General features: G+C 63.3%; 18 protein-coding genes. 16 read left to right on the plus strand and 2 right to left on the minus strand.

The window, feature by feature from the left end; all coding sequences use genetic code 11:
• The first annotated feature begins 17 nt into the window (after window positions 1-17).
• The 9 genes from parA to ACW9UR_RS08490 all read left to right on the plus strand — a co-directional run bounded on the left by parA (window position 18) and on the right by ACW9UR_RS08490 (window position 7368).
• Window positions 18-632 carry a ParA family partition ATPase gene (parA, locus tag ACW9UR_RS08450; RefSeq protein WP_458916523.1) on the plus strand — a complete coding sequence of 205 codons (615 nt, stop codon included), beginning with the start codon at window positions 18-20 and terminating at the stop codon, window positions 630-632.
• Between the two features lie 4 nt (window positions 633-636).
• Window positions 637-1785 (plus strand): class II histone deacetylase, encoded by a 1149-nt coding sequence (locus tag ACW9UR_RS08455; RefSeq protein ID WP_458916524.1) that lies wholly within the window; start codon window positions 637-639, stop codon window positions 1783-1785.
• Window positions 1786-1877: 92 nt separating this feature from the next.
• Window positions 1878-2471, plus strand: coding sequence for a hypothetical protein (locus ACW9UR_RS08460; RefSeq protein WP_458916525.1), 594 nt, complete (start codon window positions 1878-1880; stop codon window positions 2469-2471).
• Between the two features lie 87 nt (window positions 2472-2558).
• Window positions 2559-3254 carry a CoA transferase subunit A gene (locus tag ACW9UR_RS08465; protein ID WP_458916526.1) on the plus strand — a complete coding sequence of 232 codons (696 nt, stop codon included), beginning with the start codon at window positions 2559-2561 and terminating at the stop codon, window positions 3252-3254.
• Between the two features lie 47 nt (window positions 3255-3301).
• Window positions 3302-3928: a CoA transferase subunit B gene (locus ACW9UR_RS08470; RefSeq protein ID WP_458916527.1), complete on the plus strand. Its 627-nt coding sequence runs from the start codon at window positions 3302-3304 to the stop codon at window positions 3926-3928.
• A complete protein-coding gene (locus tag ACW9UR_RS08475; protein ID WP_458916528.1) occupies window positions 3928-4218 on the plus strand; it encodes a GNAT family N-acetyltransferase in 291 nt (96 codons plus the stop codon). Before ACW9UR_RS08470 ends, ACW9UR_RS08475 begins: the two co-directional genes overlap by 1 nt.
• 123 nt (window positions 4219-4341) lie before the next feature.
• Window positions 4342-5319: a lysylphosphatidylglycerol synthase transmembrane domain-containing protein gene (locus ACW9UR_RS08480; RefSeq protein ID WP_458916529.1), complete on the plus strand. Its 978-nt coding sequence runs from the start codon at window positions 4342-4344 to the stop codon at window positions 5317-5319.
• Entirely contained in the window at window positions 5309-6634 is a 1326-nt protein-coding gene (locus ACW9UR_RS08485) for an FAD-binding protein (protein ID WP_458916530.1), read from the plus strand. The genes ACW9UR_RS08480 and ACW9UR_RS08485 overlap by 11 nt, the downstream gene beginning before the upstream one ends.
• The gene (locus tag ACW9UR_RS08490) at window positions 6631-7368 is read left to right on the plus strand and encodes an SDR family oxidoreductase (RefSeq protein ID WP_458916531.1); all 738 of its coding nucleotides are present in this window, start codon (window positions 6631-6633) and stop codon (window positions 7366-7368) included. Before ACW9UR_RS08485 ends, ACW9UR_RS08490 begins: the two co-directional genes overlap by 4 nt.
• Before the next feature lie 13 nt (window positions 7369-7381).
• Here the strand turns inward: ACW9UR_RS08490 and ACW9UR_RS08495 are convergent, their stop codons facing one another.
• Window positions 7382-8803, minus strand: coding sequence for a UbiA family prenyltransferase (locus tag ACW9UR_RS08495; RefSeq protein ID WP_458916532.1), 1422 nt, complete (start codon window positions 8801-8803; stop codon window positions 7382-7384).
• Between the two features lie 2 nt (window positions 8804-8805).
• Window positions 8806-9663: a lytic transglycosylase domain-containing protein gene (locus tag ACW9UR_RS08500; protein ID WP_458916533.1), complete on the minus strand. Its 858-nt coding sequence runs from the start codon at window positions 9661-9663 to the stop codon at window positions 8806-8808.
• A gap of 412 nt (window positions 9664-10075) precedes the next feature.
• Between ACW9UR_RS08500 and ACW9UR_RS08505 the strand changes: the two genes are divergently transcribed.
• The 7 genes from ACW9UR_RS08505 (at window position 10076) to ACW9UR_RS08535 (ending at window position 16829) form a co-directional block, all read left to right on the plus strand.
• Window positions 10076-10270, plus strand: a complete 195-nt coding sequence (locus ACW9UR_RS08505; RefSeq protein WP_458916534.1) for a Flp family type IVb pilin — start codon at window positions 10076-10078, stop codon at window positions 10268-10270.
• Window positions 10271-10377: 107 nt separating this feature from the next.
• Window positions 10378-10572 (plus strand): hypothetical protein, encoded by a 195-nt coding sequence (locus ACW9UR_RS08510; RefSeq protein ID WP_458916535.1) that lies wholly within the window; start codon window positions 10378-10380, stop codon window positions 10570-10572.
• Window positions 10573-10642: 70 nt separating this feature from the next.
• Window positions 10643-11488: a Flp pilus assembly protein CpaB gene (gene cpaB / locus ACW9UR_RS08515; protein ID WP_458916536.1), complete on the plus strand. Its 846-nt coding sequence runs from the start codon at window positions 10643-10645 to the stop codon at window positions 11486-11488.
• A gap of 320 nt (window positions 11489-11808) precedes the next feature.
• Window positions 11809-13212, plus strand: a complete 1404-nt coding sequence (locus ACW9UR_RS08520) for a type II and III secretion system protein family protein (protein WP_458916537.1) — start codon at window positions 11809-11811, stop codon at window positions 13210-13212.
• 5 nt (window positions 13213-13217) lie between these two features.
• Window positions 13218-13817 carry an OmpA family protein gene (locus ACW9UR_RS08525; protein ID WP_458916538.1) on the plus strand — a complete coding sequence of 200 codons (600 nt, stop codon included), beginning with the start codon at window positions 13218-13220 and terminating at the stop codon, window positions 13815-13817.
• Window positions 13818-14157: 340 nt separating this feature from the next.
• The gene (locus tag ACW9UR_RS08530) at window positions 14158-15384 is read left to right on the plus strand and encodes an AAA family ATPase (protein ID WP_458916539.1); all 1227 of its coding nucleotides are present in this window, start codon (window positions 14158-14160) and stop codon (window positions 15382-15384) included.
• Between the two features lie 17 nt (window positions 15385-15401).
• Window positions 15402-16829 carry a CpaF family protein gene (locus tag ACW9UR_RS08535; RefSeq protein ID WP_458916540.1) on the plus strand — a complete coding sequence of 476 codons (1428 nt, stop codon included), beginning with the start codon at window positions 15402-15404 and terminating at the stop codon, window positions 16827-16829.
• Window positions 16830-16840: the final 11 nt, after the last annotated feature.

Genomic DNA, 16840 nt, shown 5'->3' on the forward strand with positions numbered 1-16840 from the left:
ACGGGAAAGGAAGCCGGATGATCATCGCATTCGCGCAGCAGAAGGGCGGAGCAGGCAAGACCACGGTACTGGCGCATCTGGCCCATGCGTGGGCAGAGGCCGGACATTCGGTCGGGCTGGCGGACCTCGACCCGCAACGCTCGCTGGCGCTGTGGGCCGGGCACCAGAACGTGCATCCGTTCACCTGCGTGGAAAGCGCCGGCTGGCGGGCCAGTTCGGACATCGGCGATCTCGCCCGCAAGCATGACGTGACGCTGATCGACTGCCCGGGCAACGCCTCGAACCTGCTCGAGGCCGCGCTGCGTGCCTCGGACCTGGTGGTCGTGCCCTGCCAACCCTCGGTGTTGGATGTCTGGGCGACCAGCCCGGTACTTGAGATGGCCAGGCGCGAGAAAACCCCCGCGCAGGTGCTGCTGAACCGCGTTCCGCCGCGTGGCGGGAAGGCGGACGAGATCCGCCAGCAGTTCGAGACCGAGGGCACCGGAGTGCTGCAGACCACGCTCGGGAACAGGGTGGCCTTTGCCAACGGCTTAGCCCAAGGGACGACCGCACTTGGCCTCGGCCGCCGGGCGATGGCGGCACAGGAAATCGACGCGCTCCGCGCCGAGATCGAAGCCCTGCTGGGCGCCTGAGCGCGTGCCGCGCACCGGGTTCTTCTGGGACGAGCGTTGCCTTTGGCATGGCGGCGGCTCGTATGCATTGACGGTCCCCGTGGGCGGGCTGGTACAGGCCTTCGCAGCCGGCGGGCACCCCGAAAGCCCCGAGACAAAGCGTAGGATCCTCAACCTGATACGCGTGACCGGGTTGGAACGGGACCTGGCAATGCAGACTGCCGAGCCCGCCAGCCGGGAAGAACTCGAGCGGGTGCATCCGGCGCCCTATCTCGACCGTTTCAAGGCGCAATCCGACGCTGGCGGCGGCGAGATCGGGCTGCGGACTCCGTTCGGTCCGGGCGCGTATGAAATCGCCGCATTGTCCGCGGGTCTGGCGAGCGCCGCGCTGCAATCGGTACTGACCGGAACCTGCGAGAATGCTTATGCGCTGTCCCGCCCGCCCGGCCATCACTGCCTGCCCGACTGGGCGAACGGTTTTTGCCTGTTGGCCAATATCGCCATCGCGGTCCGCACCGCACAGTCGAAGGGTCAGGCGCGCCGCATCGCGATCGTCGACTGGGACGTGCACCACGGAAACGGAACCGAGGCGATCTTCTACGACGACCCCGACGTGCTGACGATTTCGCTGCACCAGGAGGCCAACTACCCGCTCGATACCGGCGGGATCGAGGACCGGGGCCGCGGCGCGGGGCTGGGCGCAAACCTCAACATCCCACTGCCGCCGGGTGCGGGGCATGCAAGCTACCTGCGGGCAATGGACAGGCTTGTTCTGCCCGCGCTCGACGCATTCCGCCCTGAAGTCATAGTGGTCGCCTGTGGCTATGACGCGTCAGGGGTGGATCCGCTAGCCCGCATGCTCTGCGGAGCCGAAACATTTCGCCTGATGACCCGGCGCATCATGGCGGCAGCCTCCAGGCTTTGCGACGGCAAGCTCGTCATGGTGCACGAGGGCGGCTATTCCGAGTTGCACGTGCCATTCTGCGCCCATGCGGTGCTGCAGGAGATGTCCGGATCCGGCATCGACGCTCCAGATCCGCTGGCGGCACGCATCATCGGACAGCAACCCGCAGCAGATGTTCAGGCGGCGCTCGATGCCCGGCTCGACGCCCAAATCGAGGCACTTTCTCCGCCACTATCCGCGATACCGCGCCCCACGGACGGCGCGAAATGACCCAAATCGCGACATAGCGGTGCCAATGGGCACAGGCAGGTTCGGGAACATCGGGTCATATCCCGCCGACCGTACCGCCGCCGGAGTCTCATTTGCGCGTCTCGTGCCTACATACCTCTCCCGAAAGCATTGCCGCGTACGAGGCAGCCGCGCCCAAGGGCATGCAGCTGACGCACCATCTGCGGGCGGATCTCGAGGCACGAGTGCGCGCCTCAGGCCTGGACGAGGGACTTACGGCCGAGATCCAGATGCATCTCGATCGGATTTCGGCGGGCAGCGACGCGGTTCTCCTGACCAGCATGCACCTCGCGCGGGCCGTGGCCCCCGGAGCCGCCGCCGACACGCTGCTGGCCGAAGAGCTTTCGAAGGCCGCACGCGGACAGACGGTCGATGTCCTCTACACCCACCCCGAGGATGCCTTCGCCGTCGGCCGCCTGTTCGGCGCGGTTGAAGGCGCGACATCCGTCAGGCTGGTCGCCCTTTCCGAAGCGCATGAACGCCTAGCCTCCGGCGACCGCACCGGCCACGACCTGCTCGTGCGCCGCGCCATAGAGGCAAGCGACGCGGGGCTTGTCGTACTCGCCAACCCCGAACTCGGCCGCGTCGCCCTGCAGGAGAAGCGCGTGTTCACTGCGCCCAAGGTCGCGCTGCGCCGCATTCTCGACAAGGCGCCGCACCAGCGCTGAATCGAACACTCCCGTCACAGGGCTTGACGCGCCTTTCGCAGGCGCGGAAAACGTCTGCGAAGTTCACTGGCCCACAGGGAGAGCGGAATGAAGAAGGTCTATCAGTCGGCAGCCGAGGCCCTCGACGGTTTGCTTGAGGACGGCATGCTCATCGCAGCAGGGGGCTTCGGTCTCTGCGGCATTCCCGAGCTGCTGATCGCGGCGATCCGCGATTCCGGCGTCAAGGACCTGACCGTCGCCTCGAACAACGCGGGCGTCGATGATTTTGGCTTGGGGCTGCTGCTGCAGACCCGCCAGGTCAAGAAGATGATGTCGTCCTACGTGGGCGAAAACGCCGAATTCATGCGGCAGTACCTCTCGGGCGAACTGGAACTGGAATTCAATCCGCAGGGCACCTTGGCCGAGCGGATGCGCGCCGGCGGAGCGGGCATCCCCGGTTTCTACACCAAGACCGGTGTCGGCACCCAGATCGCCGAGGGCAAGGAAGTGAAACAGTTCGACGGCGAGGACTACATCCTCGAACGCGGCATCTTCGCCGACCTGTCGATCGTGAAAGCATGGAAGGCCGACACCACCGGCAACGCCATCTTCCGCAAGACCGCGCGCAATTTCAATCCGCCCGCAGCGATGTGTGGCAAGGTCTGCGTCATGGAGGTCGAGGAGATCGTCCAGCCCGGCGAGCTTGACCCGGACAAGATCCACCTGCCCGGCATCTACGTGCACCGCCTGATCCAGGGCGAGCACGAGAAGCGCATCGAACAGCGCACCGTGCGCGCAGCCTGACAGCACGTCAGCGACCAATTTCCCACCCCCTAGCGGAGGAACACATTATGCCTTGGGACCGCAACCAGATGGCCGCGCGCGCGGCTCAGGAGCTTGAGGACGGCACCTATGTGAACCTCGGGATCGGCATTCCGACCCTGGTTCCGAACTACATCCCCGAAGGCGTGCACGTCACCCTTCAGTCCGAGAACGGTATGCTGGGCATGGGCCCGTTCCCGACCGATGACGCGGTGGACCCGGACCTCATCAACGCCGGCAAGCAGACGATTACCGAGCTGGCCCACACCTCGTATTTCGACAGCGCCACCAGCTTCGGCATGATCCGCGGCGGCAAGATCGCCATGGCGATCCTGGGCGCGATGGAAGTGGCCGAGAACGGCGACCTGGCGAACTGGATGATCCCCGGCAAGCTGGTCAAGGGCATGGGCGGCGCGATGGACCTGGTCGCCGGCGTCGGCCGGGTGGTCGTGATCATGGATCACACCAACAAGGCCGGCGAGCCGAAGCTGCTGAAGGCATGCACCCTGCCGCTGACCGGCACCGGGGTCGTGGACCGGATAATCACCAACCTCGGGGTCTTCGACGTCGTCGAGGGCGGGCTGAAAATTGTCGAGTTGGCCCCCGAGGTCACCGAGGACGAGGTCCGCTCCAAGACCGAAGCCGCCATCGTCTGATGGCGGATTTCGAGATCAGCCGCGAGGTCGATGGCTCGAAGGGCCGCTACGTTCTGCGCCACCCCGATGGCGAGGGAGAGCTGACCTACTCCATCGCCTCGCCGACTCTGATCATCGCGGACCACACTGGCGTTCCCGACAGCCTTCGCGGAACCGGCGCCGGCAAGGCGCTGGTCGAGCGACTGATCGCGGACGCCCGGGCCGAGGGGGTGAAGATCGTCCCCCTCTGCCCGTTCGTGAACGCCATGCGCCGCCGCCATCCCGAATGGTCGGACGTCTTCCAAGCCTGAGCCGGTCACAACCGCCAGAGAAATCCGCCTGGAAGGTGAACATATTCCGATCTTGCCATTGTTCTGCCCATACCTGAGTCTAGGGCTGCCGCGAACCGCCCCGAAGGGCCGCGCAGGAATGGCATGACGCAGACAACCGCAACACCCAGACCCTGGCGCGACATCTGGCTGACTGTCGGCCTTGTCGCCGCAATGGCGCTTGGCCTAGCCGGTCTTGCCGCCGCCACCGGCTGGGAGGAAACCTGGGCATCGATCCGTCGCCTGACCGCACCCGAGGTCGCGATCCTGCTGGCACTGGCATTCTCCAACTACATCCTGCGCGCCTTCCGCTGGCAGCTTTACTGCCGCGTGCAGCGCATCCCCGTGGAATTCCTGCAGACCTTGCGCCACTACCTCGGCGGCTTTGCCCTGACCGCCACACCCGGCCGCGTGGGCGAACTTGTCCGGCTGCGCTGGATCTCGCTGGAAACCGGCGCGCCGTTCGAACGGACCGCAGCACTTGTCGTGGTCGACCGCGCCGCCGACCTTGCTGCAATGGGGCTGCTGACCGCCATCGCTGTCGCCTTCAGCACGGCCGGCCTTGCGGGCGGCATCCCCGTCGCTGTGCTGTCGGTGATAGCAGCCATTGTCGTAACCCGCGCCAGCCTGCTGATAGCAGCGCTTGAACTGGGCTGGCGCATGGTCCGCCGCTGGCCCAAGCTCTTCGGCAAGGCACGTCGCGCGGCGCAATCGCTGCGCCCATTCTCGGCCTGGCCGGTGGTGCTGCCCGCACTGTTGCTCGGAGGACTCGGCTGGTTCGCCGAGGGCTATTCTTTCTACTTGCTGCTGGGCTGGATGGGCGCCGAAGTTCCGCTTTGGACCGCGGTCGGCATCTTCCTGATCGCCATGGTCACCGGCGGCGCCACCGGCGCGCCCGGCGGCCTCGGCGGCGCCGAGGCGGCAATGGTCGCTCTGCTCTCGCTCGAGGGCGTACCGCTATCGGTCTCGATCCCCGCCACCGCCGTCATTCGCTTGACGACACTCTGGTTCGCCATCGCGATTGGGCTCGCCATGTTCCCGATCGCCACCCGCGCCGCGATGAGAGGAGCTCATGCCGCTTAACACCACTCCGTATACAGGCTGGGGCCGTGTGCTTTCTGCCGAAGCCGGACGCGCGCGCCCTGAAAAGGCCGCCGCCCTGCGCCGCCAGTTGGCGGATTCCCCCGGTCCTGCCCTTGGTGCTCTCCGCTCCTACGGCGATGCCGCTCTTTCCGGCGAGCGTCCGGCTATCGACATGACCAGGCTCGACCGGATGCTGGACTTCGATCCGAACACCGGCGTGCTCGAAGCCGAAGCGGGCGTGCGCCTGTCGGACATCCTGCGCCACATGGCGCCGCGCGGCTGGATGCCGGCCGTGATGCCCGGTACCGGCCACGTCACCCTCGGCGGCGCCATCGCGGCGGACGTTCACGGTAAGAACCACCATCAGGCGGGCAGCTTCGGCCAGCATGTCGAGAGCATCCGTCTGCTGAACGCCGATGGCGAGGCGACCGATGTCAGCGCCGAGGAGGCGCCCGACCTTTTCCGCGCAACCATGGGCGGCATGGGCCTGAGTGGCGTGATCGAGAGCGCCCGCATCCGCCTGGCCCCCTGCCCCTCGGGCACGGTCGAAGTCCGGGAACAGCGGATCCCCGACCTTGACGCCTACCTGAAGGCATTCAGTGCGAGCACCGCCACATTCCAGGTTGGCTGGATCGACGCGACCGGGAAAGGCTCCGACCTTGGCCGCGGAGTTCTGGAGGAAGCCGAATTCTCGGCCCCCGGCGCCCCGTTCGTGCCGCCCGGCAGCGGCAGCAGCGTCCCGGTCGACGCCCCTGGCTTCCTGCTGTCCGGCCCGGTCGTCCGAACCTTCAACGGCCGCTACTTCCGCCGCATTCCTGCAGGGGGACGGACCCGAACACGTCCGCTTGCCGCGTTCCTTTTTCCACTCGATTCGATCAGCGGTTGGAACAAGCTCTACGGAAAGCGTGGCTTCCATCAGTTCCAGTGCGTCCTGCCCCCCGACAGCGCCCCGGATGTGCTGCGCGAGATGCTGACGCGAATCGCGGATTCTGGCCTTGCCGCGCCGCTCGCCGTGCTCAAGCGCATGGGACCTGGGCGCGCCGGTCCGCTGTCCTTCCCGATGGAGGGCTATACCCTGGCCGTGGACTTCCCGAACCGCCCCGAGGCGGTCGAGTTGGTCCGCACGCTGAACGATCGCACCGCCGAAGCCGGCGGGCGCATCTATCTGGCCAAAGACTCACTGGCCGAGCCGCGCAACATCGCGGCGATGTACCCGGAACTCGACGCATTCCGCGCCGCCGTGCGGGCGGCGGATCCGGACGGCGTCTTCGCCACCGACCAGGCTCGGCGGCTCGACCTAAGGGGGACCGCATGAGCGAAACCTGGTTCATCATCGGCGCCAGCTCGGCTATGGCCCGGGCACTGGCGCGCGCCGTCTCGTCGCGCAGTGCAACCGTCGTTTTGTGCGGGCGCGATACCGAAGACCTTGAGCGTGACGCGGCCGACTTACGCCTGCGCGGCGCCATGCAGGTCGAGGTTCTGCCCTACGACATGCGCGACACCACCAGCGCCGATGCGATCACCGCCAGGGCGGAACAGGCGGACGGCCCGTTCAACGTCGCCGTCTTCGCTGGAGCGATGCCCCCGCAGGAGGATGTCGAGTCAGACCCTTCGCTTCTGGCGCAGGTCATTCAGGACAATTTCACCGCCACCGGCACCCTTTTGCTAAGGCTCGCGCCCTTGATGGAGGCGCGCGGCGCCGGGACGGTCGTCGGCGTCGGCTCCGTCGCCGGCGACCGGGGGCGGCTTGGCAACTACGCCTATGGAGCGGCGAAAGCAGGCTTTGCGACGCTTCTTTCCGGCCTCCGCAACCGCCTGGGTCGCAGCGGTGTCCACGTTGTCACAGTAAAACCAGGGTTCGTCGACACGGCCATGACCTGGGGGCTGGACGGCCTCTTCTTGGTCGCGAAGCCGGAACAGGTCGCCGAGGACATCCTGAGCGCGGTCCGAAAACGCAGGAACGTGATCTACACGCCCTGGTTCTGGGGCGGGATCATGGGCATCATCCGCTCGGTGCCTGAGCCAATTTTCAAGAAACTACAGATCTGAGGCGGCGCGGGCGTCAACCGCCCGCGTACACCAGAACCGCGACGGCGAGCAGAAAGAGCGCCATTCCGATCCTGTCGGTGATCGCGAAGATGATCGGATCGTAATCCTGCTCGCCTCTCCACCCTGTCCAGACCATTCGCGTCAGCCAGGCTGCCAACAGGAACGCAACCAGCCAGAGCAGTTTCACGGGATGGTAGAGCGCGTCGGCCGTGTCACTGAGGCTGTAGGCAGTGAAGACGGCCACGGATCCTATCCCGGCAACGATCGCAACGTTCAGCAGGTCATCCCGATCCTTGGCCTGGTAGCGGCGTCCGGGCAGGAAGCCTTCTCCCTTAGCGCGGGACAATTCGGTCAGCCGCTTTACGCAGCCGAGCGACAAGAAGATCGGGAATATGAAGCCGAACAGCCAGCCCGACGCCTCCACCCCGCCGGCGACCGCACCCGCGACCACCCGCAGCGTATAAAGTCCGGCCAGCATGGTGACGTCTACCCAACGTACCCGCTTGAGGTGCATGGAATAGGACAGGGTAGAAACCAGGTAGACGAGCAGTACGACCAGCATCCACGGCCCCAGGAAGGCTCCGAGAGCCATGCCGAGTAGGCCAAGACCCAGGCTCGCGGCCATCCCGACCTTTATCGGAACGGCCCCGCTGGCGAACGGCCGTTTACATTTGGTCTCGTGCTGCCGATCCGCGTCCAGATCGATGAGGTCGTTCACGATATAGATGGAAGACGCGAGCGCCGAAAATGCTATCACGCCGAGGATAACCGAGAAGATTCCCTCGGCGTCCAGACGATGCGCCGCGATCAGCGGCAGGAACAGCAGCATGTTCTTCAGCCACTGGTGAGGTCTCAGCGCACGCAGAAGGTCACGCTTGCGCCAAGGACTGCCGATGGGCGTCGGCGTCAGCCCCTTGAGTTTGAGCATCTGGAGGAACGCCGCCCGCGGCCGTGCCACGAATCCTTCGCGGGCGGACTGCCAGACCGGAATGTCTGCCGACGAATCGCCTATATAGTCATAGCCCTTCGTCCCGAACATCGTTTCGAGCCGCGCCGCCTTGTTGGCCGCCGTCAGGTTGGTGGCACCGTCCGAGCCGTGCACACTGTCGAAAGGCCCATGCGCCTTCGCAGCTTCAGCGACAAGTTCGTGCGCCGCACCGGACACGAGATGCACCGGACGCCCCTCCTGCCGCGCGCGATTAAGCAGCGCCTCGACGTCCTTATCGACGGGTATCAATGCCACTTCGGGGCGAGCGATTCGCGCCAACTCAGCCTTCAGAGCAGCTCGTTGCCGAATCAGGCGGACGGATGTCGCGATCGTCCGCAATGGGGCGACCCCCATCCCTTTCCAGAAACTCTCGAGCAGCGTGTCGGATCGCAGCAGGGTTCCATCGAGGTCAGTAACAAGCGGGGACAAACTTCCGGTCGCATCCATGGTCAGTTTGCCGCGATCTTGACCCCGGAGAACAGGCACCCGTCGGTCACCCGCACCGGTGGCGCCAGACACATCATGCGCGCCTGGCTCCATGCCGCCACTACCTTGGGCACGTAGGCTCGGGTCTCGTCGTAGTTCGGGACACCACCGTTGCGCCGCACGGCACCCTCACCGGCGTTGTAGCCAGCCAGTGCAAGAAGGGCGTCACCCCGGAATTCATTCAGCAGGAAGTCGAGGTAAGCAACCCCGCCGCGAATGCTCTGCGCCGGATCTGTACGGTCGGTGACGCCGAAGCGTTTCGCAGTAGCGGGCATCAACTGCATCAGCCCTACGGCCCCCGCATGGCTTTTTGCCTTGGCCTTGCCAGCACTTTCGACGGCGATCACCGAGGCAACGAGTGCTGGAGACACCTGGGTACCGGCGGTCGCCTTGAGAATCTCCTCGCCCCACTCCTCGACAACCCGTGCGACAAGGACCGGATTCGGAGTGAACCGGCCCGCCTGATCCGCGTTTGTGCCCATGACCTGGACGGCGCGCTGCATCTTCGAGAAGCCGGCGTCGGCAAGCGCCGGAGACATCAATTGCCAGAACCATGAGGCAGTGCCGTCCCCGGAAGGCGGGGCGACTACAGGGTTCCGCCGAATTGCGACGCGCGCGGGCGGAAGATCGGGCTTGTGGCCCAGTACCGCCACCGGCGCCGCGACCGGATCGATCTGTATGTTGATCAGTTTGCCCTTACTGGCGCTCGATGGTTTCACACGCTTGAACGTGAAGCCGTCGGTGGGCGATTCTCCAGCCAGCGAGACCGCGGGTAGCGCCAGAAGCGTTACGACCCCCAAACGAGTGAAAAATGCTCGCACTGTCCTGTTCCCTGATTGGGCGACCTGCCGATTGTTATCCAGTTGGTACGCCGGTTTCGGTCCGCAGAGCAATCCGCCAAGGAGAACATGGCACCATGCGTCGTGTTAAAACAGCAACAAATTCTGTGGGATGCGGGGACTTCTTTATATAGATGTCATTAGTGTCGATGTCTTCGAGATGCAGCCGACCCTGCGAACGGAAAAATAAACTTTCGCCACGCAATGAACGAGAAATGCGCCCGCCGCGTCATTTTTCTGCCCGATTTGAGCGGTGTATTGCACTCGTTCGCTGAGTAACGACGTTTGGAACGGAACGGGACGAAGAAGGCTGAGACGGCATCATAACCGTGGAATGACCGGAATTCGGGCCGTTGCATCAAGCAACTATCATATACCCCCTGGAGGTAAGACCATGAAACTGTTCAAGCTGAAGAAGTACTTCGTTAAGGACGAAGACGGCGCCGTCACCGTGGACTGGGTCGTTCTGACCGCGGCCATCGTGGGCATCGGCATCATCGTTCTGAACATCATCCGTGGCGGTGTGTACGACGCTGCATCGGACATCTACAGCTCGCTGACCAGCGCGATCGACCAGTCCGGCAACTGACGCGCGTATTCGGCACTTGCAGTTCCGGGGGCGGCCTGAACACGGGCTGCCCCCGATTCAGTTGAGGAATATGGCCACGCGTATCGGCCGGATACCCCGGAGGAAACATGCAAAATCTCGATCTGAGCCGTATCCTTAAACACCGCTTCGAACAGGACGAAGATGGCGCTGTCACTGTGGACTGGGTTGTTCTGACCGCAGCGCTCGTCACGCTTGGCCTCATCGTAATGAACATCATCCGCGGCGGCATTTACGAGGCGGCCTCCGACATCTACAGTAGTGTGACGGCTTCGCACTACTAGGTCTCGGGTTTTTCGCCGGTTCGGCACGCTCAGGACCTTCAGGTTCGCGATCACAGAGGTCAGTAGGCAAATGAGAATCGTCTTCGCACTCGTATTCCTCGTCGGCATCGGCATCGCAGGCTTCGCAGTCTATATGGCTATGGAGCAGTTTCGTGCGATGCAGTACGAAAACAGCGTACTTCGCGCGAAGGCTAGCAAGGTGGTGGAGACGAAACCGGTTCTGCTCGCGACACGCGAATTGCGTTACGGCCAAGAGCTGCGAGAGGGTGACGCCGCGGAAGTGCGCTTTCCGGTAGATGCTGTCCCTGAAAATGCCTTTACGTCCATGGAAGAGCTGTTCGGGAACGAGGAGTCCGGAGCTCGCCAGATTGTCCGCACCATGGAGCCCGGCGAGATTATTATGGCGAGTAAGGTGACACGCTTTGGTCAAGATGCAGGCGTTTCCTCGCGCCTCAACAAGGGCATGCGGGCCTATACGATCAACGTTAGCGTCTCGACCGGCGTGTCTGGGTTTCTGCAGCCTGGTGATCGAGTGGATATATACTGGTCCGGATCGCAAGGCGGCCAGCAGGTCACAAAGCTTCTTCTTGAAGACATCGACTTGATCGCCATTGACCAGATCGCGGACCAGGATACTCGGCGACCTACCGTTGCCCGGACCATCACCCTAGAGGTCCCGCCAATTACAGTAGCCACGCTGGCCCAAGCTCAGACCACTGGGCAACTTTCGCTGTCTCTGCGCGGCTCGGAAGAAGAAGAGATCCTCGGTCCACTCCAGGTTACTCAGCGCGATCTACTCGGGATCCAAGAAGTTGAGGTGGAGAAGGAGAAGAAGTGCTTCAACCGGATTCGCCGGGGCCTGCAGATCACCACTGTGGAGGTTGAATGCCCCCGCGAAGAAACCACCACTCAATAGAACCGGTGTAGCACTATATCGCCTAACTGGTTGATTTATTGAACGCCCTGACATCGTCAGGGCGTTCTTCATTTCAGCGGACCACCCAGCCCTGCCATGTGTTTGATCAGATCCGCACTATTCACGAGAGATCCGGATTCTCAGCAGATCCCTCCCCATTGAAAAATAAGGAAAAAACGGATCGGTGTGGCTCGACAACATCAAAGAAACCGCGCAACACATTGATTATTGAGTTAAAATAAATTCCCAGACATGTTCTAGAGCATGGGCGACGACCGTTTGGCGGAACGCCTGACCCATACGTAATGAGAGGCAGGAACATGAACTGGAACCGACTGATAAAGGCGAGCCTCTTGGGGTTCGTTCTGTCGGCACCTCTTGTGTCGGACGCGTCCGCGCAAAGCGTGCTGCAGGTCATGCGGGGGGCGACCTCCGACAACATCTCCGTGTCCGTTAACCGGGCCATTGTCATGGAAGCCGACCGTCCCTTCGCGGAACTGTCGGTTGCCAACCCTGGAATCGCCGACATCGCCACGCTTGGCGAACGGACCATCTACGTGCTCGGCAAGGCGCCGGGCCGCACGACGCTGACCATCCTCGGCCCCGAGGGCGAACTGATCACCAACGTAGAAGTGGTGGTCACCCCCGACCTGACCGAATTCAAGGAGCGGCTGCGGGATATTCTTCCCAACGAGCCAATCGAGGTCACTGCGGCTGCCAGCGGCATGATTCTCAGCGGCCGTGTCAGTGGGGCCCGCAAGGTCTCCCGCGCACTGGAGCTAGCTGAGCGCTATGCCCCGGGCCAGGTGACCAACCTGATGATGGTAGGCGGCACTCAGCAGGTGATGCTTAAGGTTCGCTTTGCCGAAATGTCGCGCACCGTTGCGAAATCGCTGGGCACCAACCTCGGCACCACCTTCGCCGGAAGCGACGCCGCCGGTGGCGCGTTCGGTGGCGACGGCCAGGCCCTTGGGATCGTAGACGGCGGCCTTGGCTCCGGTGCTAATGCTGGGGACTTCCTGGTTGACCCGTCGTCCGTTGGCGTCTTCGGTATCAGCCTGTTCAACCTCGGCGACTTTACGGTCAACCTTTTGATCCAGTCGCTCGAAGACAAGGGCATGGTTCGTACGTTGGCCGAACCGAACCTGGTCGCGATCTCGGGCGAGAGCGCAAGCTTCCTCGCCGGTGGCGAGTTCCCGGTCCCGGTTGATTCCGGCGACGGCGTTACTACCATCGAGTTCAAACCCTTCGGTATCAGCCTCGACTTCACCCCCACGGTGGTCGACGAGGACCTGATCCGGCTGGAGCTTCGGACCGAGGTCAGCGATGTCGAGGAAGTGATCGACGGCGCACCGACGATCTCGACCCGTAACGCCTCGACCGTCGTCGAGATGCGTGACGGTCAGAGCTTCGCCATCGCCGGCCTGCTGGAAGACGACTTTACCGACAACGTCAGCCAGGTCCCCTGGCTCAGCGACGTGCCGGTTCTGGGCTCGCTCTTCCGGTCGACCAGCTACCAGCGCCGCCAGAGCGAACTGGTGATCATGATCACCCCGCACCTGGTTTCGCCGACCGACGGCGACCTGCTGTCGCTGCCGACGGACCGCATGCGGATCCCCACCGAGTTCGACCTGTTCCTCAACGGTTCGGTCGAAGGCTCGCCGGTGGTTCGTGACGTGGCCCGCCAGGACTTCCAGGGCTCCTACGGCTACGTGATGGAGTGAGAAACATGAAAACTCTTCTCAAGACCACTACCATCCTCGGTGTCATGGCAGCCTTGGCCGGCTGCTCCAAAGAGGCCGGCCTGCTTCCAGGTGCGACCAGTACCTATGGTACGGCGACCACCAGCAACCTGCTGGCCCAGGCGGTCAGCCTGCAGGGCAACCTGCTGGCAGAGCTCCAGGCTCAGTTCCGCGCCTCGGCGCCTGACATGATCAACTTCGAGTTCAACCAGGCGACGCTGGACGCGAACGCCCGTGCGGCACTCGATCAGCAGGCGGCGTGGATCCGGGCCAATCCGGCGATCAAGTTCCGTGTCTATGGCCACACCGACCTGGTTGGCTCTAGCGGCTACAACCAGCGTCTCGGCCTGCGCCGGGCTCAAGCGGCGGTCAACTACCTGATCGCCCGCGGCGTCCGGAAGGGCCAGGTCGAGGCCGTGGCATCGCTGGGTGAGACCCGGCCGCTGATCGCCACGCCGAACCCGGAGCGTCTGAACCGCCGCACCGTGACCCAGATCGTCGGTTTTGACCGCCGCTTCATGGGGTACGATTTCGACGGCAAGGTCGCTCACAACATCTACCAGGACTATGTGAGCGCCGGCGAATAAGCCTGCGCCAATCGAAACCAAGGCCGCCGGTATCCCCGGCGGCCTTCTTTTTTACGCCATCTTCAGGCCCATTTCTGATGGCCTGCAAATCCAAGGCTGCGACGAATCTGTCCGGGGCGGCGATACCCCAAGAATCCCCAACGGGAGTCGCACTTTCGCCACTTTTAATATCGAAAAATCATGTTTTGTTAGGCCCTGTAGGGTTTTAGATGTGTAATCGGATTTGGGTATGTCCTATGGTGATCAGGAAAACCTGTAGTGAGTCCCGCCGCGCAACTTGTGGCTGTGGAAACCGTCCCGATGGACGTAACGGGTATCCGATTGGAATCGAGGTGGCGACATGGGCCTGCTGAAGGTTAAGGCAGAAGAAATCGAGATTTTCGTTATCGCGCGGAACGTTCAGGAGTTCCCTGCGCTGGTCACCGATCTCGACCAGGAACTCGCCGGCCGCTGGGCTCCAATGGAGCTGGGCGGCGGGGAAGCCGCGCTCAAGGCTGGGGCAGGTTCCGACCTGGAAATCGCCATCGTTGCGGTCTCCTCCGACGACGAATCCGAGATCGATGCCGCGGTCCGAGTGGTTCAGACCGCTCGGGACCACGGACTGAAGGTCCTGCTGATTGTAAAGGACGTCTCGCCGGCGGCGCTGCACCGCCTGCTGAAGGTCGGTGCCGACGATTTCGCCCCCTACCCTATGGCAGAAGGCGCACTGGCCGACTCGATCACCCAGATGCGGACCATCGTGCGCCAGGGCGTGGCCGAGCAGCAGAAGGGCAAGCAGCGCAAGCGCCACGGCCTCGTGATACCGGTCTACGGTGTCTCTGGCGGCGTGGGTGCCAGCACCTTTGCAGTCAACCTTGCATGGGAACTCGCGCTGCTCACCAAGAAGACCGATAAGCGGGTTTGCATCCTGGACTTCAACTTCCAGTACGGCTCGGTCTCGACCTATCTCGACCTGCCGCGGCGTGAGGCGATCTACGAGTTGATTTCCGACCCAGACGGTCTGGATCACAATGCCCTTTCATCGGCTTTGACGTCGTACAGGACGCGACTCGCGGTGCTGACAGCGCCCATGGATACGCTGCCGCTGGACATCATCGCGCCCGAGGACATCGCCAAGCTGATCCAGATCGCGCAGTCCAGCTATGACTTCGTGATTATCGACATGCCCCAGGCGCTGGTCCACTGGTTCGATCAGGTGCTGCGCATGTCCGAAACGTTCTTTGCAGTGATGGAAGTCGACATGCGCTCGGCCCAGAACTGCCTTCGGTTCCTGCGCGCCCTCAAGGCCGAGGATCTGCCGTACGAGAAAGTGCAGTTTGCAATCAACCGTGCCCCCGGCTTCACCGACATGAACGGCAAGGCGCGTGCCAAGCGCTTGGCGGAAAGCCTTGGGGTCGAAATCAACATCATGCTCCCGGACGGCGGCAAAGCTGTCGCCTCGGCCTGTGACGAAGGGCAGCCGCTGGCGGAATCCGCGGCCAAGAACGCGCTTCGCCGCGAGATCAAGAATATTGCACAGACAATCTTCGACGCCGTGATCGCCGACAAAGCGGCCGTGGCTCAGTAAACCGGAGGATTTGACGCATGTTCCGACGCTACCAGCGCGCTCAGGAAGCTCCGCCCGCGCCGCCGAAGATCGAGGTTGATCCCGCCGAGCAGGCACTGAAGACCAAGCAACGTGTTGAGAAGGCCAAGAAGGCAGTCACCGCCTCCGAGTTGGCCGATATGCAGCGCGAGACGAAGCGTCAGGAACGCCTGCTCGACATCCGGATGGAACTGCACAAGCGTCTGCTCGAGACGCTGAACCTGGCCGCTCTGGAGAAGGCGACAGAGCAGGACCTGCGCCGCGAGATCGGCTCGATCATGCGCGAAGGCTTGCGCGAGAACGGGGTTGTTCTAAACGCGCAGGAAACCGAACAGCTGAACCAGGATCTCTTCGACGAGATCACCGGCCTTGGTCCACTCGAGGTCCTGCTGAAGGATCCGACGGTGAACGATATCCTGGTAAACGGCCCGCACCAGGTGTTCGTGGAACGCCGCGGCAAGCTGGAATTGACTTCGATCCGCTTCCGCGATGATCGCCACCTGATGCGCGTCATCGACAAGATCGTCTCGGCGGTCGGCCGCCGGGTGGACGAAAGCCACCCCTACGTCGATGCCCGCTTGCAAGACGGCTCCCGCTTTAACGCGATGGTCCCGCCCTGCGCCGTGGACGGGGCGCTTGTCTCGATCCGTAAGTTCTCCAAGGACAAACTCTCGATCGACGAACTCGTCGAATACGGCGCCTTCACCGAGGAAATGGCGGCCTATCTTCAGGCTGCGGTCGCAACCCGCCTGAACATCATCGTTTCGGGCGGTACCGGTTCTGGTAAGACGACCAACCTCAATGCCCTGTCCTCGTTCATCGACGATCACGAGCGCATCGTGACCATCGAGGATACGGCGGAACTTCAGCTTCAGCAGATACACGTCGGCCGGATGGAAAGCCGCCCCGCCAACGTCGAAGGCAAGGGCGAGGTCAGTCAGCGAGACTTGCTGAGGAACGCACTGCGTATGCGTCCTGACCGCATTATTGTCGGCGAGACGCGCGGCAACGAGGTCATCGACATGCTGCAGGCCATGAACACCGGCCACGACGGCTCGATGACCACGATCCACGCCAACTCGGCGCGCGACGCGCTCTCACGTCTCGAGAACATGATCGCGATGTCCGGCGTAGACATGCCGATCAAGGCCATGCGCGGCCAGATCGCCTCGGCGGTCAACCTGATCGTGCAGGTCAGCCGCCTGCAGGATGGCTCGCGTCGGATGCTCTCCATCACCGAGGTGACGGGCATGGAAGGCGACATCATCTCGATGCAGGAGATCTTCAAGTTCGAACGTCTGGGCCTCGCCGAGGACGGCAAGATTCTCGGCCGCTTCACACCGACCGGCATCCGCTCGAAATACGCCGAGCGCTTCCGCCAGTGGGGTTACGACCTTCCCGCGTCGATCTACACCGCGCAGGGCTAAGACTGCCGGAG

Source organism: Halovulum sp. GXIMD14794 (assembly GCF_054457455.1).

What these genes read in the sequence shown, in the direction of transcription:
- ACW9UR_RS08530 (WP_458916539.1), top strand. Translation starts at nt 14,158, where the DNA reads ATGGGCCTGCTGAAGGTTAAGGCAGAAGAAATCGAGATTTTCGTTATC.
- ACW9UR_RS08470 (WP_458916527.1), top strand. Translation starts at nt 3,302, where the DNA reads ATGCCTTGGGACCGCAACCAGATGGCCGCGCGCGCGGCTCAGGAGCTT.
- ACW9UR_RS08465 (WP_458916526.1), top strand. Translation starts at nt 2,559, where the DNA reads ATGAAGAAGGTCTATCAGTCGGCAGCCGAGGCCCTCGACGGTTTGCTT.
- ACW9UR_RS08525 (WP_458916538.1), top strand. Translation starts at nt 13,218, where the DNA reads ATGAAAACTCTTCTCAAGACCACTACCATCCTCGGTGTCATGGCAGCC.
- ACW9UR_RS08485 (WP_458916530.1), top strand. Translation starts at nt 5,309, where the DNA reads ATGCCGCTTAACACCACTCCGTATACAGGCTGGGGCCGTGTGCTTTCT.
- parA (WP_458916523.1), top strand. Translation starts at nt 18, where the DNA reads ATGATCATCGCATTCGCGCAGCAGAAGGGCGGAGCAGGCAAGACCACG.
- ACW9UR_RS08520 (WP_458916537.1), top strand. Translation starts at nt 11,809, where the DNA reads ATGAACTGGAACCGACTGATAAAGGCGAGCCTCTTGGGGTTCGTTCTG.
- ACW9UR_RS08510 (WP_458916535.1), top strand. Translation starts at nt 10,378, where the DNA reads ATGCAAAATCTCGATCTGAGCCGTATCCTTAAACACCGCTTCGAACAG.
- ACW9UR_RS08490 (WP_458916531.1), top strand. Translation starts at nt 6,631, where the DNA reads ATGAGCGAAACCTGGTTCATCATCGGCGCCAGCTCGGCTATGGCCCGG.
- ACW9UR_RS08495 (WP_458916532.1), bottom strand. Translation starts at nt 8,803, where the DNA reads ATGGATGCGACCGGAAGTTTGTCCCCGCTTGTTACTGACCTCGATGGA.
- ACW9UR_RS08475 (WP_458916528.1), top strand. Translation starts at nt 3,928, where the DNA reads ATGGCGGATTTCGAGATCAGCCGCGAGGTCGATGGCTCGAAGGGCCGC.
- ACW9UR_RS08480 (WP_458916529.1), top strand. Translation starts at nt 4,342, where the DNA reads ATGACGCAGACAACCGCAACACCCAGACCCTGGCGCGACATCTGGCTG.
- ACW9UR_RS08535 (WP_458916540.1), top strand. Translation starts at nt 15,402, where the DNA reads ATGTTCCGACGCTACCAGCGCGCTCAGGAAGCTCCGCCCGCGCCGCCG.
- cpaB (WP_458916536.1), top strand. Translation starts at nt 10,643, where the DNA reads ATGAGAATCGTCTTCGCACTCGTATTCCTCGTCGGCATCGGCATCGCA.
- ACW9UR_RS08505 (WP_458916534.1), top strand. Translation starts at nt 10,076, where the DNA reads ATGAAACTGTTCAAGCTGAAGAAGTACTTCGTTAAGGACGAAGACGGC.